At 71.2% G+C, this 21,962-nt stretch carries 18 protein-coding genes; 2 read left to right on the forward strand and 16 right to left on the reverse strand.

The window, feature by feature from the left end:
- Nucleotides 1-7: 7 nt before the first annotated feature.
- The 12 genes from IG74_RS0132950 to IG74_RS0133005 form a co-directional block, all read right to left on the reverse strand.
- Entirely contained in the window at nucleotides 8-1,489 is a 1,482-nt protein-coding gene (locus tag IG74_RS0132950) for a hypothetical protein (RefSeq protein ID WP_030684662.1), read from the reverse strand.
- A gap of 7 nt (nucleotides 1,490-1,496) precedes the next feature.
- Complete coding sequence (locus IG74_RS0132955; protein WP_037826444.1) at nucleotides 1,497-1,745, reverse strand: ferredoxin; 249 nt, start codon at nucleotides 1,743-1,745, stop codon at nucleotides 1,497-1,499.
- A gap of 3 nt (nucleotides 1,746-1,748) precedes the next feature.
- Nucleotides 1,749-3,116, reverse strand: coding sequence for a phenylacetate--CoA ligase family protein (locus IG74_RS0132960; protein WP_030684664.1), 1,368 nt, complete (start codon nucleotides 3,114-3,116; stop codon nucleotides 1,749-1,751).
- Nucleotides 3,113-4,099: a BtrH N-terminal domain-containing protein gene (locus tag IG74_RS0132965; protein ID WP_030684665.1), complete on the reverse strand. Its 987-nt coding sequence runs from the start codon at nucleotides 4,097-4,099 to the stop codon at nucleotides 3,113-3,115. Before IG74_RS0132965 ends, IG74_RS0132960 begins: the two co-directional genes overlap by 4 nt.
- Nucleotides 4,086-4,763 carry a hypothetical protein gene (locus tag IG74_RS0132970; protein ID WP_030684666.1) on the reverse strand — a complete coding sequence of 226 codons (678 nt, stop codon included), beginning with the start codon at nucleotides 4,761-4,763 and terminating at the stop codon, nucleotides 4,086-4,088. The genes IG74_RS0132965 and IG74_RS0132970 overlap by 14 nt, the downstream gene beginning before the upstream one ends.
- Nucleotides 4,763-5,449: a class I SAM-dependent methyltransferase gene (locus IG74_RS0132975; RefSeq protein WP_030684667.1), complete on the reverse strand. Its 687-nt coding sequence runs from the start codon at nucleotides 5,447-5,449 to the stop codon at nucleotides 4,763-4,765. Before IG74_RS0132975 ends, IG74_RS0132970 begins: the two co-directional genes overlap by 1 nt.
- On the reverse strand, nucleotides 5,442-7,523 hold the full coding sequence (locus IG74_RS0132980) for a molybdopterin-containing oxidoreductase family protein (protein WP_078869217.1): 2,082 nt from the start codon (nucleotides 7,521-7,523) through the stop codon (nucleotides 5,442-5,444). Before IG74_RS0132980 ends, IG74_RS0132975 begins: the two co-directional genes overlap by 8 nt.
- 35 nt (nucleotides 7,524-7,558) lie before the next feature.
- Entirely contained in the window at nucleotides 7,559-8,608 is a 1,050-nt protein-coding gene (locus IG74_RS0132985; RefSeq protein WP_078869214.1) for a BtrH N-terminal domain-containing protein, read from the reverse strand.
- Nucleotides 8,609-8,684: 76 nt separating this feature from the next.
- Nucleotides 8,685-10,043, reverse strand: a complete 1,359-nt coding sequence (locus tag IG74_RS0132990) for a TrpB-like pyridoxal phosphate-dependent enzyme (protein ID WP_420709977.1) — start codon at nucleotides 10,041-10,043, stop codon at nucleotides 8,685-8,687.
- 413 nt (nucleotides 10,044-10,456) lie between these two features.
- Nucleotides 10,457-11,695, reverse strand: a complete 1,239-nt coding sequence (locus IG74_RS0132995) for a hypothetical protein (RefSeq protein WP_030684671.1) — start codon at nucleotides 11,693-11,695, stop codon at nucleotides 10,457-10,459.
- A gap of 186 nt (nucleotides 11,696-11,881) precedes the next feature.
- Nucleotides 11,882-12,499, reverse strand: coding sequence for a TOPRIM nucleotidyl transferase/hydrolase domain-containing protein (locus IG74_RS0133000; RefSeq protein ID WP_030684672.1), 618 nt, complete (start codon nucleotides 12,497-12,499; stop codon nucleotides 11,882-11,884).
- 88 nt (nucleotides 12,500-12,587) lie between these two features.
- Entirely contained in the window at nucleotides 12,588-13,715 is a 1,128-nt protein-coding gene (locus tag IG74_RS0133005) for a hypothetical protein (RefSeq protein WP_051855840.1), read from the reverse strand.
- 294 nt (nucleotides 13,716-14,009) lie between these two features.
- On the opposite strand from IG74_RS0133005, the gene IG74_RS0133010 reads away from it, so the two are divergent.
- On the forward strand, nucleotides 14,010-15,509 hold the full coding sequence (locus IG74_RS0133010; protein WP_030684674.1) for a carotenoid oxygenase family protein: 1,500 nt from the start codon (nucleotides 14,010-14,012) through the stop codon (nucleotides 15,507-15,509).
- Nucleotides 15,510-15,515: 6 nt separating this feature from the next.
- On the opposite strand, the gene IG74_RS0133015 is transcribed toward IG74_RS0133010, so the two are convergent.
- The 4 genes from IG74_RS0133015 to IG74_RS0133030 all read right to left on the reverse strand — a co-directional run bounded on the left by IG74_RS0133015 (nucleotide 15,516) and on the right by IG74_RS0133030 (nucleotide 20,259).
- Entirely contained in the window at nucleotides 15,516-16,643 is a 1,128-nt protein-coding gene (locus IG74_RS0133015; protein ID WP_030684676.1) for a ferritin-like domain-containing protein, read from the reverse strand.
- Nucleotides 16,644-16,675: 32 nt separating this feature from the next.
- Nucleotides 16,676-17,728 carry a hypothetical protein gene (locus IG74_RS0133020; RefSeq protein WP_158857862.1) on the reverse strand — a complete coding sequence of 351 codons (1,053 nt, stop codon included), beginning with the start codon at nucleotides 17,726-17,728 and terminating at the stop codon, nucleotides 16,676-16,678.
- Nucleotides 17,728-19,962, reverse strand: coding sequence for a hypothetical protein (locus IG74_RS0133025; protein WP_158857863.1), 2,235 nt, complete (start codon nucleotides 19,960-19,962; stop codon nucleotides 17,728-17,730). Before IG74_RS0133025 ends, IG74_RS0133020 begins: the two co-directional genes overlap by 1 nt.
- 63 nt (nucleotides 19,963-20,025) lie before the next feature.
- A complete protein-coding gene (locus IG74_RS0133030) occupies nucleotides 20,026-20,259 on the reverse strand; it encodes a hypothetical protein (protein WP_030684680.1) in 234 nt (77 codons plus the stop codon).
- 574 nt (nucleotides 20,260-20,833) lie between these two features.
- On the opposite strand from IG74_RS0133030, the gene IG74_RS0133035 reads away from it, so the two are divergent.
- On the forward strand, nucleotides 20,834-21,892 hold the full coding sequence (locus IG74_RS0133035; protein ID WP_030684681.1) for a polyprenyl synthetase family protein: 1,059 nt from the start codon (nucleotides 20,834-20,836) through the stop codon (nucleotides 21,890-21,892).
- The last annotated feature ends 70 nt before the right edge of the window (nucleotides 21,893-21,962 follow it).

Raw genomic sequence — 21,962 nt, forward strand, 5'->3', positions numbered from 1 at the left:
AGCACTCCTAGGGGTTGCGCTCGGCCGCACCCGAGCGGAACGGCTGGTAGCTCTGCTCCTGCACCTGCGGGAAGTACTCGCGCGTCGCCTCGCCCACCACGCGCATCAGCTCGGAGTCGACCGACGCCGGATCCGCGATGAGCTTGGCGAGCGGGGAGTCCGGCGCGGAGTTCGACAGGCTCACGCGCCGGGCGCGGTGGATCGCGGCGAGCGCGCTCTGGGAGTTCGCCGCCTCCCGCATCTTGTAGACCGCCTGCGGCCCGTCCGGGATGCCGATCATCGACTTCGTCCCGCCGCTGCCCAGGCAGTTCCGCGGCATGTGCAGATGCTCGTGCCGCCACTCCTGGTGGGCGAAGTGCAGTTGGAAGGCCTGGTCGACCACGCTGTGCCGCAGCCAGGCCGCGGAGTCCTCGTGCCGGCGCTCGTCGATGTCCCGGACGGCCTCGTCGAGGGAGGGCGCGCCGAGCGACCCCAGCCACGTCTCCAGGTCGTTCCACAGGTGCTTGAACAGGTCCTTGAACATGTGCTGTTTGATGGCCAGCGAGTGCGTGCCGCTCGCCGGGCCGAGGTTGGTCCGGAACTCGTGGTACTCGCCGGTCGCCAGGTGTTCGGCCATGACGCGCTGCGCCTCGACGATCGGCTCCAGCATCGTCCGGCAGGCCGCGAGGTGCTGCGCCGACTCGCTCAGGGACGCCGCGCGCAGCTGCCGGACGGCGACTTCGAGGTGGTCATTGGTCTCGGCGCACAGGATCTCCGGGATCTGGTGGAGCGCGACGAACTCGCCGTGCAGCGTGCGCGCGTTCAGCTCGGTCGCGGCGACCGCCCTCGCGAGGATCTCGGTGGACAGGAGTTCGTCGACACTGCTGCGGGTCTCCACCGGGATCCCGGTGAGGTCGCCCTCCCACTTCGTCGCGTCGTGACAGCCGATCCTGATGCCGTGCAGCACGCGGTACAGGGAGTCGTCGATGCTCTTGGACGCGATCGTCGCGCGGGCCACGTCCGGCGCCCCGAGCAGAAGCGATTCTTTCACGGTCTCTTCGAGGCCGCGCAGCGCGTCGGCGTACGCCGCGTACCCGGCGGAATCCGCGATGCTGATGTTCGTGGTCCCGGCGGTGCTGCTCGCGCCGAAGATGCTGCGCAGGTCGAACATCACCGAGCCGAGCTTGCGCAGCAACCGGTGGAACCCGTTGCTCCACTGGACGTGGCGGGACGCGCCCGCGATGTCCGCGGCCTCGACGCACGCCTGTGTCCGCGCCGCCATCCGCACCAGGTTGAGCAGGCACACCTCCGCGGCCTGGAAGACGGCGCACACCAACGAGTCGTACGACGCCTGGGGCACACCGCGCGACTCCCTCGCCAGGGCCAGGAGGTCGATGCGGTGCAGTTGGTCGTAGCTCTCGGCCACCGGTCCGAGTGCGGTCGTCCGCCGCCCGTCGGCGGCGCCTTCAGCACCCGCTTCGGCCCGCCCCGGATGTTCTAGGCTTGACATTCCGCCATCACTCCTCCGTAGCCCCAGCCAGATACCGGATCGATTCGGTCGGGCACGATTCCAGCGCGTCGATCACGCATTCGAGCTCAGCCATCGTCTCGGGCTGTTTGCAGACGTAGTGGACGTCGTTGTCGACGTCGCATTCGAAGTTCTCTGGTGCGAGGTCCTGGCAGAGACGGCAGTCGATGCAGGTCTGATCGATCGCGAACCGCCCCGCGAGCGGGAGGCGGGTGGGAAGCGGCAGTTCGGTCGGCACGCCTCAGCCCCCTTCCTGGTACGCGCTGAAATTGCGCATGGTCGGCTTGGCCGAGGTGCGCAGCGCGGTTTCGAACCGGGAGACGTCGAGCCGGCGGAAGCCGGTCCGCGCACCGAGGCGGTCCCGGACGCCGTCGGCGACGGCCGCCCTGGTGGCGTCGTCGTCGACGCTCGACGGAGGCAGGGCCACCTCCAGTTCGCCGCCGTCGACGCGGAAGGCGAAGTAGTACGGAGGACTGCTCATGCCGCCGAGGACGATGTCCTCGATCTCCAGCTGGGACGTCCCCCGCTCGCCGATCCGGATCCGGTCGCCGATCCGGCCGCGGTGGCGCAGCCGCCGCAGCGGCGAGCCGCAGCCGCACGGCGCGGCCTCGATCTGGCAGACGTCCCCGGTCTTGTAGCGCAGCAGGGGCATGGCCCTGCTCGCGAGCGTCGTCAGGGCGAGCTCACCGACGGCGCCGTCCGGCAGGGGTTCGCCGGACGCCGGGTCCACGATCTCGAAGTACGTGCGCGTCTCGACGAGGTGCAGCTCCCGCCTTGTGCAGAACATGGCGAGCGTGTTGGTCTCGGTCATGCCGAACATCGAGTAGGCGGTGGCGTCCCACTGGTCGGCGAGGCGCCGCTTCTTGGCGGGCGACGCCCCCTCACCGGCCATGAGGATCTTCGAGACCTGGAGGTCGACGCGTGGGTCGAGCCCGCCGCGCCGGGCGATCTCGCCGAGGTACAGGGCGCGCGTTCCCGAGCACACGAGCGTGGTGGCGCCCGAGCGGTGCAGCGCGTCGACCATGCGGTCGGGCGTGCAGGACGGCGAGGCCGCTCCCAGCGGCACGATGGTGCAGCCCAGGATCTCGATGGCGCGGTCGAGGTCCTGCCCCACACCGGCGAGTTCGTAGGGCACGGCGATGGCCGCGACGTCGCGTTCGTCCAGCACGGAGGAGAGCAGGGTGGCGACCGTCAGGTTGTTCTCCAGCCAGTCGGCCATCGTGAAGAACGCGGCGATCGGCCGCCCGTCGCCCGTGCCGGAGCTCTCGTCGAACCGGATGACGTCCCTGCGCGGGACGGCCAGCATGCCGAGGGGGTAGGCGGCGGAGAGGTGCTCGCGCGTGGTGAAGGGGATCGCGCCGAACGCCCCGGGGTCGCCGTCCGCGGCCGCCCCCGCGAGGTGCGCCGGGACGAAGGCGGCGTAGAACGGGGAGTTGCGGCAGGCGTGCGCCACGGTCGCCGCGAGGGCCTCGCGCACCCAGGAGTCGAGAGCCTGCCTGTCGAACGACGTCACCTCCGCCACGTGGTGTGCGACGTCGACGCGGGAGCGCAGCACGTCGCGCAGCCGGTCGCGCGCGTCGTGGCCGGAGGGGCGGGCCAGAGTGGTCATCGGGACGCCTCCTCCAGCTCGGCCATCGCCTTCTGCTCCTCGGTCGCGAGCTCGTCGACGATGGCCGCCGCCTCGTCCAGTGCCGCGGGCGCGGTGGAGTCGTCGGCGTCGCGCAGGAGGTTCGCGACCTCCGTCCACCGCTCCGAGATGCGGTGGTACTCGCTCGCGCCGTGTGCGTAGGCCGCGACGCCGGTGAGGCCGTGTGCCTCTTCGAGGAACCGGGCCCACAGCGTCCGGAAGAGGCCGCCGCCCGTGCCGCCGTCCTCCATGCTGTTGCCGACGAGGGTCAGGACGTGGCCGGGGTTGTCCAGGCGGTCCCATCCCTTGCGCATCACCGAGCCGGTCTTCGCGATGCCCTTGAAGCCCAGGTTCGAGATCGGCGGCCGCAGGAACTCCCGCGCGGTGGTGCGGATCGAGGACCGGCAGCTGTCCGCCAGTGTCGTGGCGTCGTATCCGTCCGGCCCCACGACGAACGAGAGGTTGCGGGAGCTCATGGGTCCCTTGGCTGCGCGGGCCTCGGCCATGCTCTGCCGCGACGTCGACCGGATGCCGAGCGAGGAGGTCTCGACGACGACGAACCTGTCGTCCTCGTATCCGACGCAGGCCACGTAGTGGGCGGCGAAGTGGTGGTCCTCGTGCGCGTAGTCGAGGTGGTAGCGGTCCAGCTTGAGGCCCACCACGTCGCCGTTGTCGAGGGCGTCGACGAGCTGCGACTCGGCCTTCGTCCGGGACGCCGTCCGCCGTTCCCGCAGGTCGAGCCCCAGGGCCCGCGCCGCGTTGCGCATCAGCTGGTCCGGCTTGACGCGCCCGGCGAGGAACGGGGCGGGCATCTGCTTGGAGTGCCAGTAGAGGAACGACAGGCCCTGGCCCAGGCCGAAGACCATGGGCTCGCTGAGGTCGATGCCGCGGTTGCGGAGCATGTTCACCAGGGCCGTGGACTCGCAGTGGTCGCCGGAGAACGGCGTGATGTCAATGACTCCCATGGGGCTGTTCACTCTCGTCGCGCGGCGCCTGGTACACGATTTCGAGCACGGACATGTCGGCGTTGTTCCGCACGTGGCCGTACGTGTGGCCGAGTTCGTCGGCCTCGGTGAACGCGATGACTTCGAGGCTCTCGACGTCCCGTTCGAGGGCGTCCAGGACGTAGCGGACGCCGTCCTCGGTCCGGGTGTCGACGGCGACGTGGGACATGAGGCGCCGTCGCTCGTCCACGGCCCGGTCGGCCCAGGGGCCGAATTCCATGCAGGCGAACGTTTCGATGGAGCGGCCGTCCGGGAGGACCAGCGCGTTCCACCAGCCCGGTGTGCCGTACTGCCGCGGGGAGATGTACGAGGGGCCCATCTCCAAGGTGGCGATGTGCGCGGACTTCTGCAGGACCCTCAGATAGGCGTTCCAGTCCAGGATCTGTTCGTCGCGTTCGTAGTCGCCCATGTAGATGCCGACGTGGTTGACGCCTGCGACTTTGTCGATGATGTGGTCCGGTGCGTGTCCGCACCAGCCCCTGATGTATTCCGCGCAGTCCGCCTGCTGCCATGCTTCGGACGCCGCCAGGATTTGCTTCCAGGCCGTGTCGAAGCTCGGGCGCTTGGGGAAGCGCCCGTCGCGGCTGGCGGAGATCGTCGGCCAGCTCTCCGTGATCGATCCCATCACGCTTCCTTCCTTCCGGCGATGACGATGCCCATCTGGACTTCCGTCACGGCGGCCGTCGGGAGGGCCGCTTCCCGGAGCACCGATTCGACCTCGCTCCTGATGTAGGACGAGCGGATCGACGAGCGAAAACCCGGCCGCATGTCGGCCGCGATGTTCGCCTTCATGAATTGAAAGGTCGTCCGGTCGATGTCCCGGCGGAGATCCATGACGCAATACCGGCCGCCGGGCCTGAGAACGCGGTGGATCTCGGACAGGGCACGCACCGGATCCGACCATTCGTGCAGCGAGCTGGCGCTGAACGCGTGGTCGAACCTGCCGTCCTCGTACGGCAGCGCCAGTACGTCGCCGCAGGCGTAGGCGCAGCGGTCGGCCACGCCGTAGTCGTCGGCGTTCCCGCGCGCGCGGCGGAGCATGGCCGGGGAGATGTCGACGCCGGTGAGGCGGACGGTCCCGGTGACCTGCTTGATCCACTCCAGGCCCAGGTAGCCCGGGCCGCAGCCGACCTCCAGGACCGACCCGGAGGTGATGTCCGCCCGCAGGACGTCGTCGACCTTCTCCTGGAGCCAGCCCTGGTCGCGGATGTGCCGCTGCATCTCGTCGTACTTGAGGGCGATGTCGTCGCCCTGCAGCCCTTCGTCGGTCTCCGGAACGCGGCCTGCGACGCTGCCTCGCGCGCTATTCATGGTCGGCTCGCGTCGTCCGGCCGGACGGTTCGCCGACTCGCCGAATTCCTACGGGTACGCCTCTCATCGTCGCGCTCCCCATGTGCTCGTCGGTTCGATCGTTGCTCGTCACCAGATTGACGGAGGACGTCAGGGACGCTTCGATCGAGGATTCTTCGGGATACCACCAGCAGGCATCCGCCATTACCACGTGCGGTTCGACGTCGTCAGAGACCTTGACCGCCATGCGTACCCCGCGTCCCCCGGGCCGTGCGAACAGTTCCGCCTCGTCGCCGTCCTTGAGGCCTTCGCGCTCCGCCGTCCGCGGATTCACGGTCAGCCGGGGCGCGGTCTGACTGCGGGACGTGGTCGGCAGCTGGTGGTACTCGCTGTTGTAGAACTGGCGCGCGTGCGCGCTCGTCATGATGTACGGCAGATCGGGGCTCGGGGCCGGCGGATCCTTGAATCCCGGCAGTTCCTGGTAACCCATAGAACGCAATGCGTTGTTGACAAGGTCAACTCGCTTCGAACGGGTGCGGAAGCCGTCGGCCCGGTATTTGAAGTAGCGCTTCTCATTGCGGATGTAGCCGACTTCTTTGAACTGGTCCCAGGTGAGTCCGATGCCCGCCAGCTTGGCGTCGAGGGCGGCTTCCACGGTCGGAAAGAAGTGCCGGCCGAGGCCGAGCCGCGCGGCGAGAGCGAGGATGATCTCCTCGTCGGAACGGCAGCCTTCGACGGACACCACCTTGCGCCTGGCCGCGAGGTAGGAGTTGAACTCGACGATCTGGTCGCGCTCCAGCCAGCTCGACACGGGCAGCACCACGTCGGCGAACCTGGCCGTCGGTGTCATGAAGAGGTCGCAGACGACGATGAGGTCGAGCTTCGCCATCGCCTTCAGGACCGCCTCGGTGTTCTCGTACGAGGCCAGGACGTTGCTGCCGAAGAGCACCAGGGAGCTGATCCGGTACGGGGATTCGCTGAGGACGGCCTCGTGGAGGTCTCCGGGGGCGACCCAGCCGGACATCGAAAGGACCTTGTGCTTGTCTCCCCCGATCCGCTTCTTCGCCTGGTCGTCCGTCAGGAGGTCGGTGCGCGGGAAGGCGCGGCGGCCCTCGATCGGCATCGGGTCCCAGATGAGGTCTCCGCCGGGGGCGTCGAGGTTGCCGCAGAGGGCGGAGAGGATGGCGATCGAGCGGTAGGTGTCGAAGCAGTTCTCGTTCTGCGAGACGCCGGTGCCCGCTTCGATGCACGCGCGTTCCGCGCGGGCGTAGGCGCGTGTCGCCTGGAGGATGTGGTCCGGGGCGAGGCCGGTGACGCGTGCCACGGTGTCGATGTCGTAGGCGCGGACGTGGTCGGCGAGTGCGTCGAACCCCGTGGTGTGCGCGGCCACGAAGTCGCGGTCGTACCAGCCCTCGTCGATGACGATTTTGATCATGCCGAGCGCCAGGGCGCCGTCGGTGCCGGGGCGGACGGCGAGGTGGAGGCTCGACCGGGCGGCCGTCCGGGTCCGCCGCGGGTCGATGGTGATGACGCGGCTGCCGCGCTCGACGGCGCGCAGGAGCTTGATCCCGATGACGCCGTCGGAGTGGGTGGTGGGCTTGTTGCTCCCCCAGAGCAGGATGACGTGCGGGTCGCCTTCGTAGTCGCAGAAGGTGAATCCGCCGTACGTCAGGACGGAGGCCATGACGCGGGGGTAGAAGCACACGTGGGCGGGACCGACCACGTTGGGTGTGCCGATCGCGTTGGCGAGCCGGAAGACCCACTCCTGGTAGTTCCGGTCGGTTCCCTGACCGAGGACGGTGGATTCCGGTCCGTACCGCTGCATGTTCGTGGTCAGCTCGCCGACGACGTGCTCCAGGGCCGTGTCCCAGCTGACCTCCTCGAACGTCCCGGAGCCGCGTGGTCCGGTGCGGAGCAGGGGTGTCGTCAGGCGATCGGGGCTGCGCACCAGGTCGAGGGCCGCCTTGCCCTTGACGCAGAAGTAGCCCTCGCTCGTGGGGTTGTCGGGGTCGCCGTGGATGTCGGTCGGAATTCCCTCCGCGAGGTCGACGATCGCGCCGCATCCGCCGTGGCACATGCGGCAGACGGTCTTCACCCGGGAGGTGCGCGGTCGCTCGGTGCCACCCGTCGTCAAGGCGACTCACCCACCCGTTCCGTGGCGAGCTGGAGGAGTCGCTCGAAGGCTGATCGTTCGGCGTCGGCGATGGCGTGCAGGAGAGCCTCGACGGCTTTGAGCCGCCCGTGCGGGTCGGGGGCTTCGCCGTGGCCGAGCAGGAGGTCGATCGCTTCGTCCCACTGGTGCCGTACGCCGTCGAACGCGTCGGCCGGAGCGTCCAGGGCGGCGTCGCCGGTCCGTTGCCGCGCTTCGCGGAGGAAGTCGCGGTACAGCGCCCGGAAGTTCGCCCCGCCCGTCCCCGCGTACCTCCAGAAGCGCCCTACGCCCGGCACGAGCTCCTCGCCGGGCGTCAGGGTGTCGTTCCACCCGCAGACGTCCGACGCGGCCTTGTGGAGGCCGCTGAGGCCGCGCTTCGGCCCGCGGTCGGAGAGCATCCGCGCCGCGGTGTCCCGGATCGCTTTCCAGATCTGTTCGCGGGGTACGGCCGTGCCGTCGGTGGTGAGTCGTTTCGGCAGGCCGCCGATGTGCATCTGGAGGTTCGGTGACGGCAGGAATCCCTCGTCGGAGCTCCGCGCCCGCCGCAGCGAATCGCCCGGGAGCGTCCGCGCCCCGCCCTGCTGGTCGGTGTCGACGACGTACGCGAGGCCGCCGTCGAGGTCGTCGTCGAGCCCGTAGAGCGCGATGTAGTGCGACGCGAAGTGGCTGCGGGAGGAGAAGTAGTCGAGGTGGTAGATGTCGACGGTGACGCCCACCACGTGCCCCGCGGCGAGCAGTTCCGCGGTCCGCGCGCGGGCGGAGTCCGCGTCGGGCGGCCGCGACTCGCGCAGTTCCACGCCGAGGGCCGCGCACGCGTGGTGCGAGAGGTCGCCGGGGCCGATGCGGCCGGTCAGCATCGGCGCGCTGCGCCCGGGGACCGGCGGGTCCCAGTACTGGAAGTCGATTCCCTGGCCGAGGCCGAAGAGAAGGGGCTCCGAAAGACGCGCGCCGGCGTGGTGGAGCATGTTGCGGAGGGTCGTGGTTTCACAGTGCACGCCGACCTGCGGTTGAAAGGTCTCCAAGCGCATAGAACCTCCTGGGCGCGAGGTGTCAGGGTGCGGTAAGGGGTGGTCCGTCACGCGTCGTGCGGTAGGGGGCGGTCCGTCACGCGTCGCGCAGGACCTCGTGATAGCCCTGTAGATCGAGGTGCCCGGAGCCGCTGGCGAGCACCACGATGACCGGTTCGAGGTCCTGTGCGTCGGCCTTGGCGACGACTTCGAGAGCGGCGGCGACCGCGTGGCTCGCCTCGGGGGCGAGCAGGAGGCCCTCCGTCCGCAGCAGGAGCCGGCCTGCTTCGAGCGCTGTTCTCTGCTCGAAGGCGACGGCGTCCAGGACGCCTTCGCGGCGCAGCAGGCTGACGACGGCGGAGCTGTGGTGGTTCCGCAGGCCGCCGACGTGGACGGGGGGCGGTACGAAGTCCTCCCCCATCGAATAGCCGAGGACCTCCGGCGTGAAGCCGCCGAGGTCGGCGCGGCCGTAGGTGTAGGTGCCCGCGGTGAGCCGAGGGGCGGCGGTGGATTCCGCCGCGAGGAATCGCAACTCGGATCCGTCGGCACGGGCGCGGAGATAGGGGCCGATCAGGCCGCAGAGATTGCTGCCGCCGCCGGAGCAAGCGATGAGGTGGTCGCCGCGCCCGGCGACTCCCAGAGTTTCTCCGTGCATTTCCCTGAGTTGCGCCTCGACTTCGAGTCCGAGGAGGGTTTGATGGAGATAGACGTGCGTCATTCCGCTTCCGGAGAGATAGGCCGCGGAAGGCTTGTCGAGCGCGTATTCAATCGCGTCGCTGATCGCGGTTCCGAGGCTTCCCGGGTGATCCGGTGAGCGTTCCAGGATCCTGCGCCCTGTCTCGGTGTGCGGTGCGGGCGACGAGTGCACCTGGGCTCCGATGAGCTCCATGTAGTGGCGCCGGTAGGGCTTTTGATCCAGGGAACACCGGACCATGAAGATCTCGGCGTCGAGGCCGAACATCTGCGCCGCGAGGGCGACGCTCATGCCCCATTGCCCGGCACCCGTCTCGGTGACGAGAGTGGTGCGTCCCTCTTGCGCCGCGTAGAACGCCTGCGCTATTGCGGTGTTCAGCTTGAAGCTGCCTGTGGGCAGTACGTCCTCGCGCTTCAGATAGATGCGCGCGGCCGTGCCGAGGTGCTTCTCCAGCTGGTGGGCGCGGTGCAGCGGGGTCGGGCGTCCGCATTGCCGGAGGCGCTCACCGACCTGCTCGGGCACCGCGATCCAGCGTTCGGAAGGGTTGTTCTGTGCTGCGAGAGCTCGTGGTCGGACCTTTGCGGACACTTCTGCCGCCGAAGGACTGCCGGAGTCCCGCACTTGCGGTAAAGGAGCAGGTAAGTCGCCCAAGAAGTTGTACCAGTACTCGGGCACGGCCGCCCCGGGTCGATCGCTTGGAGTCGGGGCATCCGCCAATATCGATGGGATGCGCACAGCGCCGTGTGCACGATGAGATGTCACGTCATTCCCCCGCCTGAATCTCATTGCACGCGATCATTTGTCCACGCCAGTTGATCATTCAGACGATCTTGAATCGGCTGGCGATTGCTAGGGCGTCGCGTCTATGAGCCGTTCAAATCTCGTGATGGGGCGTCAGCCTACTCGGACGCTCGGCGATGGCGCAACAGTAAATACCGTTCGAGCGCAATTTGCTATTGATCTCAGATGCGACGGATAGCGAATTGATCGTCATTAGCCAAATGATCGCATTGAGGCGGGACGACCCCGGCTCCATGAGGCTGCCCACGCGTTGTCCAAACGCGATCGGATGCGATCGAAATTGAGCAGACGCGTCGGCGGGTGCCGGGAGGGCGGGAGGGCGGGAGGGTGACGCCGGTGCGGCGGCGCCGCGCGGAAGTGACTTCCGCGCGGCGCTACTTGCCGGGGTCGCGGTCCGAGCCGTCGCCCGGGTCCTTGGCGGAGCTCTCACCCGGATCCTTGACGGAACCCTCGCCCGGGTCCTTCGCTGAGCCCTTGCCCGGGTCCCTGCGGAAGCGGCCGAACGCCTTCGTGAGCGCGCTCAGCGGCGAGCCCTCCGCCTTGGCCGGTCCCGAACCGGTCAGCCCGCCGCCGGACGCGTCGGCCAGCGCGGCCCGGGCCGCCTCTGCCGCCTCCCGGTACAGGTCACGCGACTTCGTCATGGCGTCGAGCGCCTCGGCGTACTTGGTGACCATGGTCTGGGCGTGGCCCAGCTCCTCGTCCGGGGTGAGCAGGTGCCAGCCCTGGCGCAGCCGGGTCAGGGCCCGCTCGGCCTCGTCCGGCAGCGGCCGCGGCAGCGCGGCGAACTCCGCGATCTTGTCGAGGAGTTCCGTGGGTTCCGAGCCGTCCAGGAAGACGCTGCGCACGGTGAAGCGCTCCGCGTCGTACTCCGGGCTGAGCGGCTCCACGGGCAGGATGACGGCGCCGCCGCGCGGCATCCGGACGCTCAGCTCGCGCTTCATCGCGAAGTCGGCGATCTGTGCCTGCTCCGGCGTGCCCCGGTGCTCGACGACGCGGTGCCGCAGGCTCGGCGGCAGGAACGTCGACAGCGGCTGCTGCCCCGGCGCGTCCGGCGTCATCGCCTCGTGCACGACGACGTGGACGAACCAGCTCTGCCGGATGCTGTCCCGCAGCCGGCGGCGCAGCTCGTCGTCGTCCTTCGGCAGGTGGTTCGTCGTGCGCAGGCTCAGGCCGTGCACCGTGTCGTGGTCCCAGGCGACCCGGTCGCTGTCGGGCCAGAACATGGTGGCGGGCGAGGGCCAGTGCGCGTCCCACGCCCGCTCCGCCTCCGCGGCGAGGACCCAGGTGACGCCCGCGCTGTCCTTGCGGCGGCTCTCGGGGTCGTACGTGGTCAGCTGCGCGCGCACCGTGACGTCGTCGGCCACGCGCCAGCGGGCCTCGAAGAGGCGGCGGGCGGACGGGCCGGGGTCGGCGGTCTCGTCCCGCGGGTGCAGGACGGTGGAGCGGGCCGCGTCGGCGGGGTCGAGGTCCAGGAAGTCATCGAGCACCCCGGCCGCCTTGAGGGCGATCAGGTTGCGCCGGACGTCCTGCTCGGGCTCGGGCCCGAGGTGGCGCCCGCGCCCCAGCCACGCGGTGTCGGGGGCGGTGGTTGAGGAGGTGCGGTTCTCGGCCATTGACTCGTTCTGTGGGTGATCAGGGCCTGACCAGTATGGTCGGTGATTCTGTCGAAGGGAGCGCTACCCCGTCCACAACTCGGACACGCCTGCTTCACCCGGGTCGAAACCAGGAGCGGAACCGAGGGCGGAGCCGGAGGCGGGACCACGGACGAGGCTCCCCTCCCGGCGGACCGGTGCGGTGCCTCAGAGGCTGGTGAGCAACTCCTCGAGCGGGGCGGGCACGCGGTCGGGTTCGAGGCCCTCGACCAGGACGCGGCCGTAGCGGATCTTGCGGCCCTTCTTCGTGCCGAAGAAGCGCCGCAACTGCTGCTCCGCGGTGCGGTCCCGCTGCGCGGGCTGGCGCAGGAAGGTCTCCAGGGCGCGCAGGTCGCCCTCCGCCCGGACGAGTTCCTCGACGCGTGCCGTGCCCAGCGCGCGGATGAGCTCGTCCTCCAGGTCCGCCGCGCAGACGAAGAAGTCCCGCGGCGGCGCGCTGGCCCGCTCCCAGCCGCGGGCGTAGTAGCGGCGCTCCCTCTCGTCGCACAGTCCCGTGAGCCGGAGGCCGAGTCCGGAAGGCCCGAGGAGGTGGGCGAAGCGCCCGACGCTCATCGCGCCGCCGATCGACAGGACGCAGACGCCTTCGGCCGCGAGGTCCCGGCCGCGGCTCGCGGCGAGGGCGTCGACCGCCGCGACGTCGCTCGGCCCTTCGAGCAGGACGACCGCCCTGACGGGCAGCCGCTCGGCCAGCTCGCGCGCGAGGTCGCCGGGCCCGCCGGCCGCCCACTCGATGACCGCTTCACGGAACGCCCCCATGTCAGACATGGGGCGAGTCTCCGCTGTTTCCGGCCGTCGCGGTAGTGGATTTCCGCCGCCGCGCCGCGCAGAGGTGATCCGGCGGCCGGGCCCGCGGTCAGGCGGACGGCCGCGCGGGGCCCGGCAGGCTCAGCCGCTCGATCCGCACCTGGCCCGGTGGGCGGGGGAAGAAGGACGTCGATCCCACCGCCCAGTACGTGCGCGTCCCGGGCACCCGCGCGATCCCGTTCATCAGGACGGGAGACGTCGACACGGGTCCGCGCTCGCTCACCCAGGTCCCGTTCTCCCACCGGAGGTGGTGCGCCTGGTTCCAGTTCGGGTACTCCCAGCCCGCGATGCGGTCCGGGCGGTCCCGCGCGTCGCCGACGATCCCGACGAGCTCCCCGGCGCCGAAGGGCGTCTCGACGTGGTGCCAGGCCGTGCCGTCGTAGTGGCGCAGACGCGCGCCGGGCGGGCGGCCGCCGGTGAGCACCCAGTTGTAGCCGCACACCCAGATGTCGTCCGATGCGGTCGGGAGCATGCCGGTGACGTACTGCGGGTGGCCTTCCACCGGGATCTCGTGCCAGGCGCCGTCCCAGCGGGCGCACACCCCGCTGCCGTGGATCCAGATGTCTCCGCCCCGCGTCCGGCGCACCCCGACCGCCGGGTTGTTGTTGCCGCTGGGCAACGGGCGCAGCCGGCGCCAGCGCCGCCCGTTCCAGTGCAGCGTCCGCGCCGATCCGTCGAACGACCCGACGGCCCAGGCGTCACCATCGGGGGCGACGGTGATGCCGTGGACGCTGTTGCCCACGGCGCCTTCCCCCGGAAACGGGACCCGCTCCCAGCCGTCCCCGTCCCAGGCGTACAGGCGCCACAGGTCGGTCCCGTGATCGACTCCGATCGCCCACGCGTCGCCGGAGGCGTTGGCCGCGACGCCCATGAGAGAGCCGTCGGGGTGCAGGCCCGCCGTGTCCGTGCGGGACCAGACGGTCCCGTTCCATACGTACGAGAGCGGCTTGCCGGACGTGCTGCCGCCGCGGCCCTCCGTGCCCACGGCCCAGGCCAGGCGCGGCCCCGCGGCGGCCACGGCGCGCAGGCCCGCCATCTCCACCCCGTCGGGCACCGGGACCTGCTGCCAGCCGTCGGCGCGCGCGGCGGCCCCGGCCGTCGGCGCCGGGAGCAGGGCGGCGCCCGCGGCCCCTGCCGCCACGCCCAACGCGCCGCCGACGAAGCGTCTCCTGTCCATGGCGGTGCCTCCTGGGGCGTGCGGCCGTGTGAGCGGTACGAGCCGTGCGTGGGGAGAGCATGCGGCAGAACAACCGAAGGGAGAACGCATGCGCGTGAGTGTTTCCCGCCCTTTCCGACCCCCGTACGCGCACGCCGCGCGGTCCCGGCCCCGCTGGCTGGGTGTTCCCAACACCACCCCCGGTCCGGGCCCCAGACCTCCTGACCCGTCGCCCCTGTCGGCACAGGCTTGTTCCCGTCACCAGCGAACGGTCCGGCGAACCGGCCGGACGACGACGAGGGACGAGGAGACGTGATGGCCAGTCACACGCGGCGGAGGATCCTCCAGGGCGCGGCGCTCGCGGCGGCGGGCAGCGTGGTCGGCGGGTACGGAGGCGGCCACTACGCGGCGGCGCAGCCAGCGGCGGTCCGGGCGGCGGGCGACGGTGAACTCCCGTTCCTGGAGGGCGCCCTCGCGCCGGTCACGGAGGAGCTCACCGCGTTCGACCTGGAGGTGACCGGCCGGGTGCCGCGCGACCTCGACGGCCGCTATCTGCGCACCGGCCCGAACGCGCTCGGTCTTGAGGACCCGCGGGCGCACCTCTGGATGCTGGGCGACGGCATGGTGCACGGGGTGCGGCTGCGCGACGGGCGCGCCGAGTGGTACCGCAACCGCTGGGTGCGCTCGTCCGGGGTGGCGAGGAAGCTGGGCGAGGCGTACCCGGGCCCGGTGCCGCCGGACGACTTCGCGTGCAACACGCACGTGATCCCGTACAAGGGGCGGATCCTGGCGCTCCAGGAGGGCGGGCCGCTGCCGTACGAGCTGGACGGGGAGCTGGGCACGGTGCGCCCGTACGACTTCCGCCACACCCTGAAGGGCGCGTTCACGGCGCACACGAAGTACGACGCGGCGGCGGACGAGCTGCACGCGGTGACGTACTACCCGACCTGGGACCACGTGCGGCACCTCGTGGTCGACCGCACCGGGCGGGTGGCGCGGACCACCAGGATCCCCGTGGCGGACGCCCCGATGATGCACGACTTCGCCCTCACCCGCAGGTACGTGGTGGTCGTGGACGTGCCGATCACCTTCGACCCGGCGGCCGCCGAGGCGGGGGCGGTGGTGCCGTACGTCTGGAACGAGCGCCACCCCATGCGCGTCGGAGTGCTGCCGCGGGCCGGTGGGGCCGTCCGCTGGTTCGAGATCGACCCGGTCTACTACTCGCACACGCTCAACGCCTACGACCAGGGCCACGAGGTGGTGGTGGAGCACACCTCCATGCCCGCCCCGTTCCACGCGGCGGGCCGGGGCAGCGGCGGCCCCTCCGCGACGGGGGCGCCGACGCTCGACCGCTGGACGATCGACCTGCGCGAGGGCCGGGTCCGCGGCACCCGCATCGACGACCTGCCGCAGGAGTTCCCGCGCGTCAACGAGTCCCTGGTCGCCCGCAGGCACCGCTTCGGGTACACGGCGAGCGCGGCGGAGATGTGGCGCGCGTACGGGACGGTCGACGGGGTGCCGCCGGCAGGCAAGTTCACCGACTGCCTCGTCAAGCACGACATGGCGCGCGGCACCAAGCAGGTGCTCCGCTTCCCGAAGGGCGCGGCGGTGAGCGAGCCGGTGTTCGTGCCGCGCCGGGGCGCGCGGGACGAGGACGACGGCTACGTCCTGTCCTACGTGAACGACCCCGACCGGGGCGCGACCGACCTGGTGGTCCTCTCGGCGCAGGACTTCACCGGCGGCCCGCTGGCCCGGGTGCGGCTGCCCGGCCGGGTGCCGCTCGGCTTCCACGGCAGCTGGGTGGCGGACCGGTAGCCGCGGCTACCGCTGCGGGAGCCGGAGGCGCTGGTCGGTGTACGGCCTGCACTCGAAGGTCGGCGCGGCGTAGTACCCCGCGTACTCACCCTCGGCGATCCGGCACGCGAGGACCTCGTCGGCGAGCACCTCCAGCTGGTGCATCTGCCCCACGGCGCTGTCGACCTGCTGCGGGTGCCCGGTGAGGCCGGCCTCCAGGTTCGCCACGAGCCGCTCGTAGAAGCGGTTGAACGCGTCCGCCGCCCGCCATTCCGGGGTGCCCTTCGCGTACGCGCACATCTGCGGATCCGGCAGGACGTTGACGATGTCGGTGGCCACGGGCAGCGCGATGCGCCGGCCCGTGGGGTGGCAGGGCTTGTCCGTCGGCAGGTACCACCGGCCCTGCGCCAGCTCGTCGAACTTGTAGTAGTGGGACAACTCGCCGTTGTCGTCCCACATTTGGTGCGGGTCGCCCTCGCCCTCGTGGATGACGTCGGTCAGCAGGGCGACGGCTTCGGTGGAGTTCCGCACGCCGATGTTGTCCTGCCCGCCGAAGTGCGTGTACTGGTGCCTGACGGTCTCCGGGTGGAAGACGTCCTCCTCCTTGCCGTGCCCCACCAGATAGGTGATGCCGTCGATGAGGGCGTTGTAGAAGTCCCCGAGGGACTCGAACCGGAGGGGGATCGGGCTCGGCAGGGCCTTGATCAGGTCGAGCACTCCGCTGGCGCGCAGCCGCGGCGACTCCAGGTCGAACGCGCCGCGGATCCGCTCCCGGGTGTCCGAAGGCAGGGGGTCGGGCTGCTCGATGAAGAGGCCGAGCTTCCAGAGGTCGTCGCCGCAGGGGAGCAGCCGCACCAGACCTGCCCGGCTGAAGTCCGGGATCTGGCAGGGGTACAGCGGTGTCGCCGTGGTGATCTCCGGGCGTCCGCCCACGGCGGTGAGCACGTTCGCGGCGATGGCCATGTGCCGCATCTCGGAGATCACGATGCTCTGGACGGCCCGGGTGACGTCGGGGAACTTCGACCTCCGGTCCTTGATGGTGAGCCACCCGAAGAGGTAGGCGGGAATGGTCGTGAACTCCAGTGCCACGGCGTCCTGGAGCTCGTCGCGCAGCGCCTCGATGGTGTGGATCAGCGGCGGATCGGTCTGGGACATGACGGGTTCTCCCTCCCGGCGAGGTGCTGCGGCTAGCCGCTGAGCACGTCACCGATCCCGGCGAGGAGGCCGGGGGTCGGCAGCAGCGCGGCGAAGACGAAGTTCTGGGCGATGATCTCGTCCGGGTGGAAGAGCTCCGATGTGGCGTTGCGCCCCACCTTCTCCAGGTACTGGTCCCACAGGGCCCTGTTGTCGTCGGGCCGGTCCGGCACGAGGTACGTCAGTGGGCGCCCGTCATCCCCGGTGACCGGCGCCCACCGCCCCCCTCCCTGGTCCTCGACCGCCATGAAGTACCAGCGCAGATAGCTGAAGAAGCTGCCGCCCGCGTACGGTCCCGCCGCCATGAGGACCGGCACCAGGTCGCGCGGGACCAGGTCCTGCGCCGGGCCGTCGTACGGCCCCTTGGGCACGTTCAGCCGGATCCGGACGTCGAGCAGCGGGGTGTCCGGGTTGGTGATCCTCAGCTCCGGCATGCCGGTCGGCGAGGACGCCTCCGGCCAGGGCACGTTCGGCACCTGGACGGGTGCGGTCATGAGGGTGTAGCCGATGAGGTCGTACAGCCGCGCGCGCAGCTGCCGGTTGTTCTTGCTCACCAGGTGGAAGAACTCGTGGACGAGCAGGTCCCGCAGGCTCCTGGTGTTCTGCGCGGAGTAGAGCGGGTCGCTGTCGGGGGACGGCATGCGCAGCGTCTCCACCTTGCCCGCCGGGACCACGATGGTGTCCTCGCCCCGGGTGTAGGCCGCGCGCCCCTCCTCCTGGCCCGAGGTCTTCACGAGGAGGACCGTCTGGGGCAGTTGGAAGGACCAGCCGCCGAAGAGGGCGTCGATCTCCTCGACGATGTGCTTGAGGGCGGCCAGCTCGTCGTCCGACCAGGGGACCACCTGGTTGCCCACGTAGTCGAGGTAGCCTTCGACCGTGGCGTCGAGCACGTCGTGGCGCAGGCACAGCCGCGCCTGGCGGTCGAAGGGGGTCAGCTGCTTCACGAAGGCGTCCCGGCGCCGCAGCAGATCCCGGCCCCGCTCCACCGACGCGGCGACGACCTCCGACGCCGCGACCTCCCCCACCCTGGTGCCTGCTCCCGCCATCACCACTCCCCCAGCTTCTCCGCCGGCCAGCCCTTGTTCACCAGGCCCTGGTACGTCTTCAGTACGCGCCGCTGCCCCTCGGAGAGCTCGCGCGTCACGGGCATGTAGAGGGTGGAGTGCAGCAGGTCCCGCTCGGCCAGGGCGACGATCTGGTCGATGTTGCGGTCCACGGACTCCTGGTCGCCCAGGTCGAGGTGGGCGTAGTACTTCATCACCGGGTACACCACGTCGTGCACGTACAGGACCTTCCGGTAGAGGAAGTCCCAGGCGTCCTGCGGCGAGAAGCCCGCGTTCCAGCACTCGGCGAACTGCCGGGGCAGGTCGTCGTGGAACGGCAGCACGCGCACGCAGGCGTAGGAAGCCCACGAGATGCCGTAGGGCACGCCCGACTCGTCGTCCGTGCCCGGTGCGGGGCCGATGGCGTCGGGCGGCGTTCCGGGGCCGTACCGCTCGACGGGGAAGAAGGCGACGGTGGCGCAGCCGGACCGCACGGGCCGGAAGGTCACCGTGGCCTGACCGACCCCCGCCGACACCGTGACGGTCTCCGTCGTGAGGTCGAGCACCTCCTGGTACGCGCCGCCGTCCGGCTTGTGCCAGGCGCCGCCTCCCGCGCACGGCTGCGGCGGGTCGGGGACGTACTGCTGGACGACGAGTTCCACGTCCCGCCGGGGGATGCCGCCGCGCTCCCGCACCTGCACGGTGATCGATCCGGGTTCGCCCTGGTCCAGGTAGACGCTGCGCTCGTCGGTCTCGGCGGTGACGGTGCTCTCCGTGAGCAGCGGCACCGCGTCGGCGCCCGACAGGTAGTGGAGTTCCAGGGTGCCCGTGTCGAGCAGCGGCACGACCTCCGACGGCACCTCGACGTCGACGATCCCCGCGGTCCGCTCGTACGCCGACGCACGGTACGCGTCGTAGGGGATGTCACCGATGACGTGCGGGGCATGGGCTCCGTCGCGCACGACGAGGCGCAGCGACCCGAGGGCCACCTTCTCGCCCAGGGAGTCGGACTCGGGAACGGTGTTGCCGAGGTCGAGACTGACGAACGCCTTGCCGTTGACGGTCAGCGTCTCCGCGACCGCCGGGGCGCACCATCCCTGGAGAGTCACCCTCCGCCGGTGCCCGCTCTTCGCCGTGCTCTCGTACGCGCACTGGAACTTCCGCGACGGCAGCAGGCACCGGCCGCCGGGCGCGCTGGTCACCTTCTCGTCGTCGTGCCAGAGGCCGACGGTCCCCAGGACCGTGGACACGCACGGGTTCTGCGACGGCGTCCGCCCCTCCCTGAGCTCGCGGTCCCACAGCTCGGTGAGCCGCCGGTACTGCGCCGTCGTCCGCTCCTGGGGGTCGCTGATGCTGTCGCAGTGCTCGAACTCGGCGGCCGTGAAGTACTGCGTCCGATACGCGGTCAGGCGCACCATGAGGCCCTGGACGCCCTGCTGTCCAAGGGCGGCCTTGAGCGCGTCGAGCAGGTCCGAGGCCCCGGACGCGATCCGCAGCGTCAGGGGGTCGTTGGGGATGCAGGCCTGGAGGACCGCTCCGCCCACGCCCGCGATCTGGAGCTGCCCGTCGGCGTTGAGGTTGCGGGCCAGGTTCAGCCACCGGGAGTTCATCGACGAGCCCTGTGCCACGTCCCCGCTGAGATGGCACTGCGGCGCGATGCGCGAGCCGATCTGGAACCGCTTGAGGTAGAAGGAGGTGCCCCACCAGGCGTCCGGGTTGTTGTCGACCATGCGGCCCGCGGTGTTGAAGGTGCTGTGCGGGAAGGGGTCCCCGACGATGTCGATGATCCCGCCGCTCTCCGGGTCCTCCGGGTGGTGTACCAGCGGGTCGGCGGTGATCAGGGCGCCGCCCGGCTCCAGCTGTCCGCCGGTGAACCGGGTGTCCGTGACCGCGCCGGGCCCCGCGTCGTCGGGCCGGGCGGTGTCGTGCAGACACCACTCCATGCCGCCGAAGTAGCCCCATTCGCCGGGGTTCTGCCACCAGCCCGGCTGCGGGTTCCCCCGGTCGTCCAGCGGCTGGTACCACCGCGGCTTGCGGGCCCAGGCCGGGAACTCCTCACGGACGTTGTCCGGTGTGATGCCGATGGGCGGCTCCTGTCGCGGATCGCTCAGGAAGTCCCAGTTCAGCTCGGCCCGGGTGAAGTCGTAGAGCGGCCACTGGTCGTTGTTGTTCCCGGTGGCCGGGTTCCACGACGCCTTCCCTTTGAAGAAGAGGCGCGGGACGGACAGCACGCTCACGGTTCCTCCGATGGGACGCGACTGCGGTGGACGGTGGTGCGGTGCCGGTGTGCGGGCTCCGCGTCAGTACAGGCGGGGCCGGGCCCGCACGCTGAACGTCCCGAGTTCGAGGCCGCCCGCGAGCAGGACGAGTTCGCTCGCCTCGTCGCCGTACTGCTCCAACTGGGCGCGCAGGGCCTCCCGTTGCTCTCCCGTGAGCTCGATGAGGATGCGCTTCCGGTCTGCTTCGCCGTCCGGCGCGAGCCGTGCGCCGACCGCCTCGGGCTTGCCCGCGAGGGACCTCAGATCTCCGACCATGACCTCGTCCGCCGTCCTTCCACCGCCGCCGCGCCTGCCGGTGGCAAACGCCGGGCGCACAGTTTCGAGGCCCGTCGGGGCCACCGAAAGCCCCGCGCGGCGCGAACGAGCCGACAGGATGTTGGGAAAAACCGCGCGCTCCGGGGCCGCACGAGGCGGGAGCATTCGAGTGTTTTCGGCTGCGCCCGCGCGCACTTCGGGCCACTGGCCCCCTCCGCGCACGGACCCGGCCGGTCGCGTGCCCAGCGGTGCCCGCGCCCCCGGGACGCGTGCCGTGCCGCGAACCGCGTCCCGCAGGCCGCCGGGCCCCGGCCGAGACGTGCCGCGGGGCCCGGCGTCAGTTCGAATCCGATTCCGCCGCCGGGCCGCCGGACGACGGGCCGCCCTTTGGCGCACGGAGCCCTCCGCGCGCCCCGTGCGCCTACGTCAACCGTCGCACCGCACCCACGACGTCGTGTCCGCTCCCGCCGGGCCGTCACTCCGTAGCGCGAACCGTCACAACCGGTGATCTCCCCCGTCGTTAGGCGACCGGAGGGGCCGACACCGGTGCGGGACGACGGACGGGCGAAGATCCATGACAGACACGTCGTTGTACGGCACCCCGCGGTCGGGCCCCACCGCGGACGGCGAGGAGCTGCTGCGCCGCGGGACGGCGCTTGTCGATCCGCCGCTGCGGGCGGCCGTGGACCGGCTTCACCCGTCGATGGCCGCCGTCTGCCGCTACCACCTGGGCTGGGACGCCGACGCGTCCCCGACGCCGGTGCGGCACGTGGCCAAGCGGGTGCGCGCCGCGCTCGCGCTGCTCTCGGTGCGCTCCGTCGAAGCACCCGAGCGGTTCGCCGCCGTCGCCGGTACGGCCGTGGAACTCGTGCACCAGCTCTCCCTGTTGCACGACGACATCATGGACGGCGACACCGAGCGGCGCGGCAGGCCCGCGGCGTGGGCCCGGTTCGGCACCGGCGCCGCGGTGCTCGCCGGTGACGCCCTCGTCGTCCAGGCCGTCGCCACCGTCTTCCGCGCGCAGGCGCCGGGCGCCCGCGCCGCCATGGAGGAGCTCATCGGCACGGTGGAGCGGATGGTGGAGGGCCAGGCGGAGGACCTCGCCCTGGAGCGGTGCGCGCTGCGCGAGGTGTCCGCGAGCCGGTACGCGCACATGGCCCGGGGCAAGACCGGAGCGCTCTTCGGCTGCGCGGCGGCCCTCGGCGCCGTGCTCGCGGACGCGCCGCCGCCGGTGGTGCGCGCCCTGCGCGGGGCGGGCAGCGACCTCGGCGTGGCGTTCCAGATCCTGGACGACGTGCTCGGCCTGTGGGGCGACGGCGCGCTCACCGGAAAGCCCGTCGGCACGGACCTGGTCCGCGGCAAGAAGACGCTGCCGCTGGTGCTCGCCGCGACGGCGGACTCCGCCGCGGGCCGAGGCGTCGCGGAGCTGCTCGACTCCGTGCCGCTGCCGCGGGACCGCGTGCCCGAGGTCATGCGCCGCCTCGCCGCCGCGGGCGGCCGGGAGCGCGCCGAGGAGGCGGCCGCCCACCAGGTGGCGTCGGCCCTCGCCGCGCTCGACGCGGCGGAGCTGCCCGGCGCGGTGCGGCAGGAGTGGAGCTCCCTCGTCGACTGTCTGTCCCGCCGCAGGCGCTGAGGCCGACCGCGCCGCTGTCACGCCGCCCGCGCGGACCCCGCGTGCCCCGCCCCGCCGCGCGCCGCCCCCC

The organism is Streptomyces sp. NRRL B-1347, from assembly GCF_000720325.1.
Classification (GTDB): Bacteria; Actinomycetota; Actinomycetes; order Streptomycetales; family Streptomycetaceae; genus Streptomyces.

Excerpts from the sequence above, each read along its gene's own strand:
- IG74_RS0132950 (WP_030684662.1), bottom strand. The coding sequence starts at position 1,489 with ATGTCAAGCCTAGAACATCCGGGGCGGGCCGAAGCGGGTGCTGAAGGC.
- IG74_RS0132960 (WP_030684664.1), bottom strand. The coding sequence starts at position 3,116 with ATGACCACTCTGGCCCGCCCCTCCGGCCACGACGCGCGCGACCGGCTG.
- IG74_RS0132965 (WP_030684665.1), bottom strand. The coding sequence starts at position 4,099 with ATGGGAGTCATTGACATCACGCCGTTCTCCGGCGACCACTGCGAGTCC.
- IG74_RS0132970 (WP_030684666.1), bottom strand. The coding sequence starts at position 4,763 with ATGGGATCGATCACGGAGAGCTGGCCGACGATCTCCGCCAGCCGCGAC.
- IG74_RS0132975 (WP_030684667.1), bottom strand. The coding sequence starts at position 5,449 with ATGAATAGCGCGCGAGGCAGCGTCGCAGGCCGCGTTCCGGAGACCGAC.
- IG74_RS0132985 (WP_078869214.1), bottom strand. The coding sequence starts at position 8,608 with ATGCGCTTGGAGACCTTTCAACCGCAGGTCGGCGTGCACTGTGAAACC.
- IG74_RS0132995 (WP_030684671.1), bottom strand. The coding sequence starts at position 11,695 with ATGGCCGAGAACCGCACCTCCTCAACCACCGCCCCCGACACCGCGTGG.
- IG74_RS0133000 (WP_030684672.1), bottom strand. The coding sequence starts at position 12,499 with ATGTCTGACATGGGGGCGTTCCGTGAAGCGGTCATCGAGTGGGCGGCC.
- IG74_RS0133005 (WP_051855840.1), bottom strand. The coding sequence starts at position 13,715 with ATGGACAGGAGACGCTTCGTCGGCGGCGCGTTGGGCGTGGCGGCAGGG.
- IG74_RS0133010 (WP_030684674.1), top strand. The coding sequence starts at position 14,010 with ATGGCCAGTCACACGCGGCGGAGGATCCTCCAGGGCGCGGCGCTCGCG.
- IG74_RS0133015 (WP_030684676.1), bottom strand. The coding sequence starts at position 16,643 with ATGTCCCAGACCGATCCGCCGCTGATCCACACCATCGAGGCGCTGCGC.
- IG74_RS0133020 (WP_158857862.1), bottom strand. The coding sequence starts at position 17,728 with ATGGCGGGAGCAGGCACCAGGGTGGGGGAGGTCGCGGCGTCGGAGGTC.
- IG74_RS0133030 (WP_030684680.1), bottom strand. The coding sequence starts at position 20,259 with ATGGTCGGAGATCTGAGGTCCCTCGCGGGCAAGCCCGAGGCGGTCGGC.
- IG74_RS0133035 (WP_030684681.1), top strand. The coding sequence starts at position 20,834 with ATGACAGACACGTCGTTGTACGGCACCCCGCGGTCGGGCCCCACCGCG.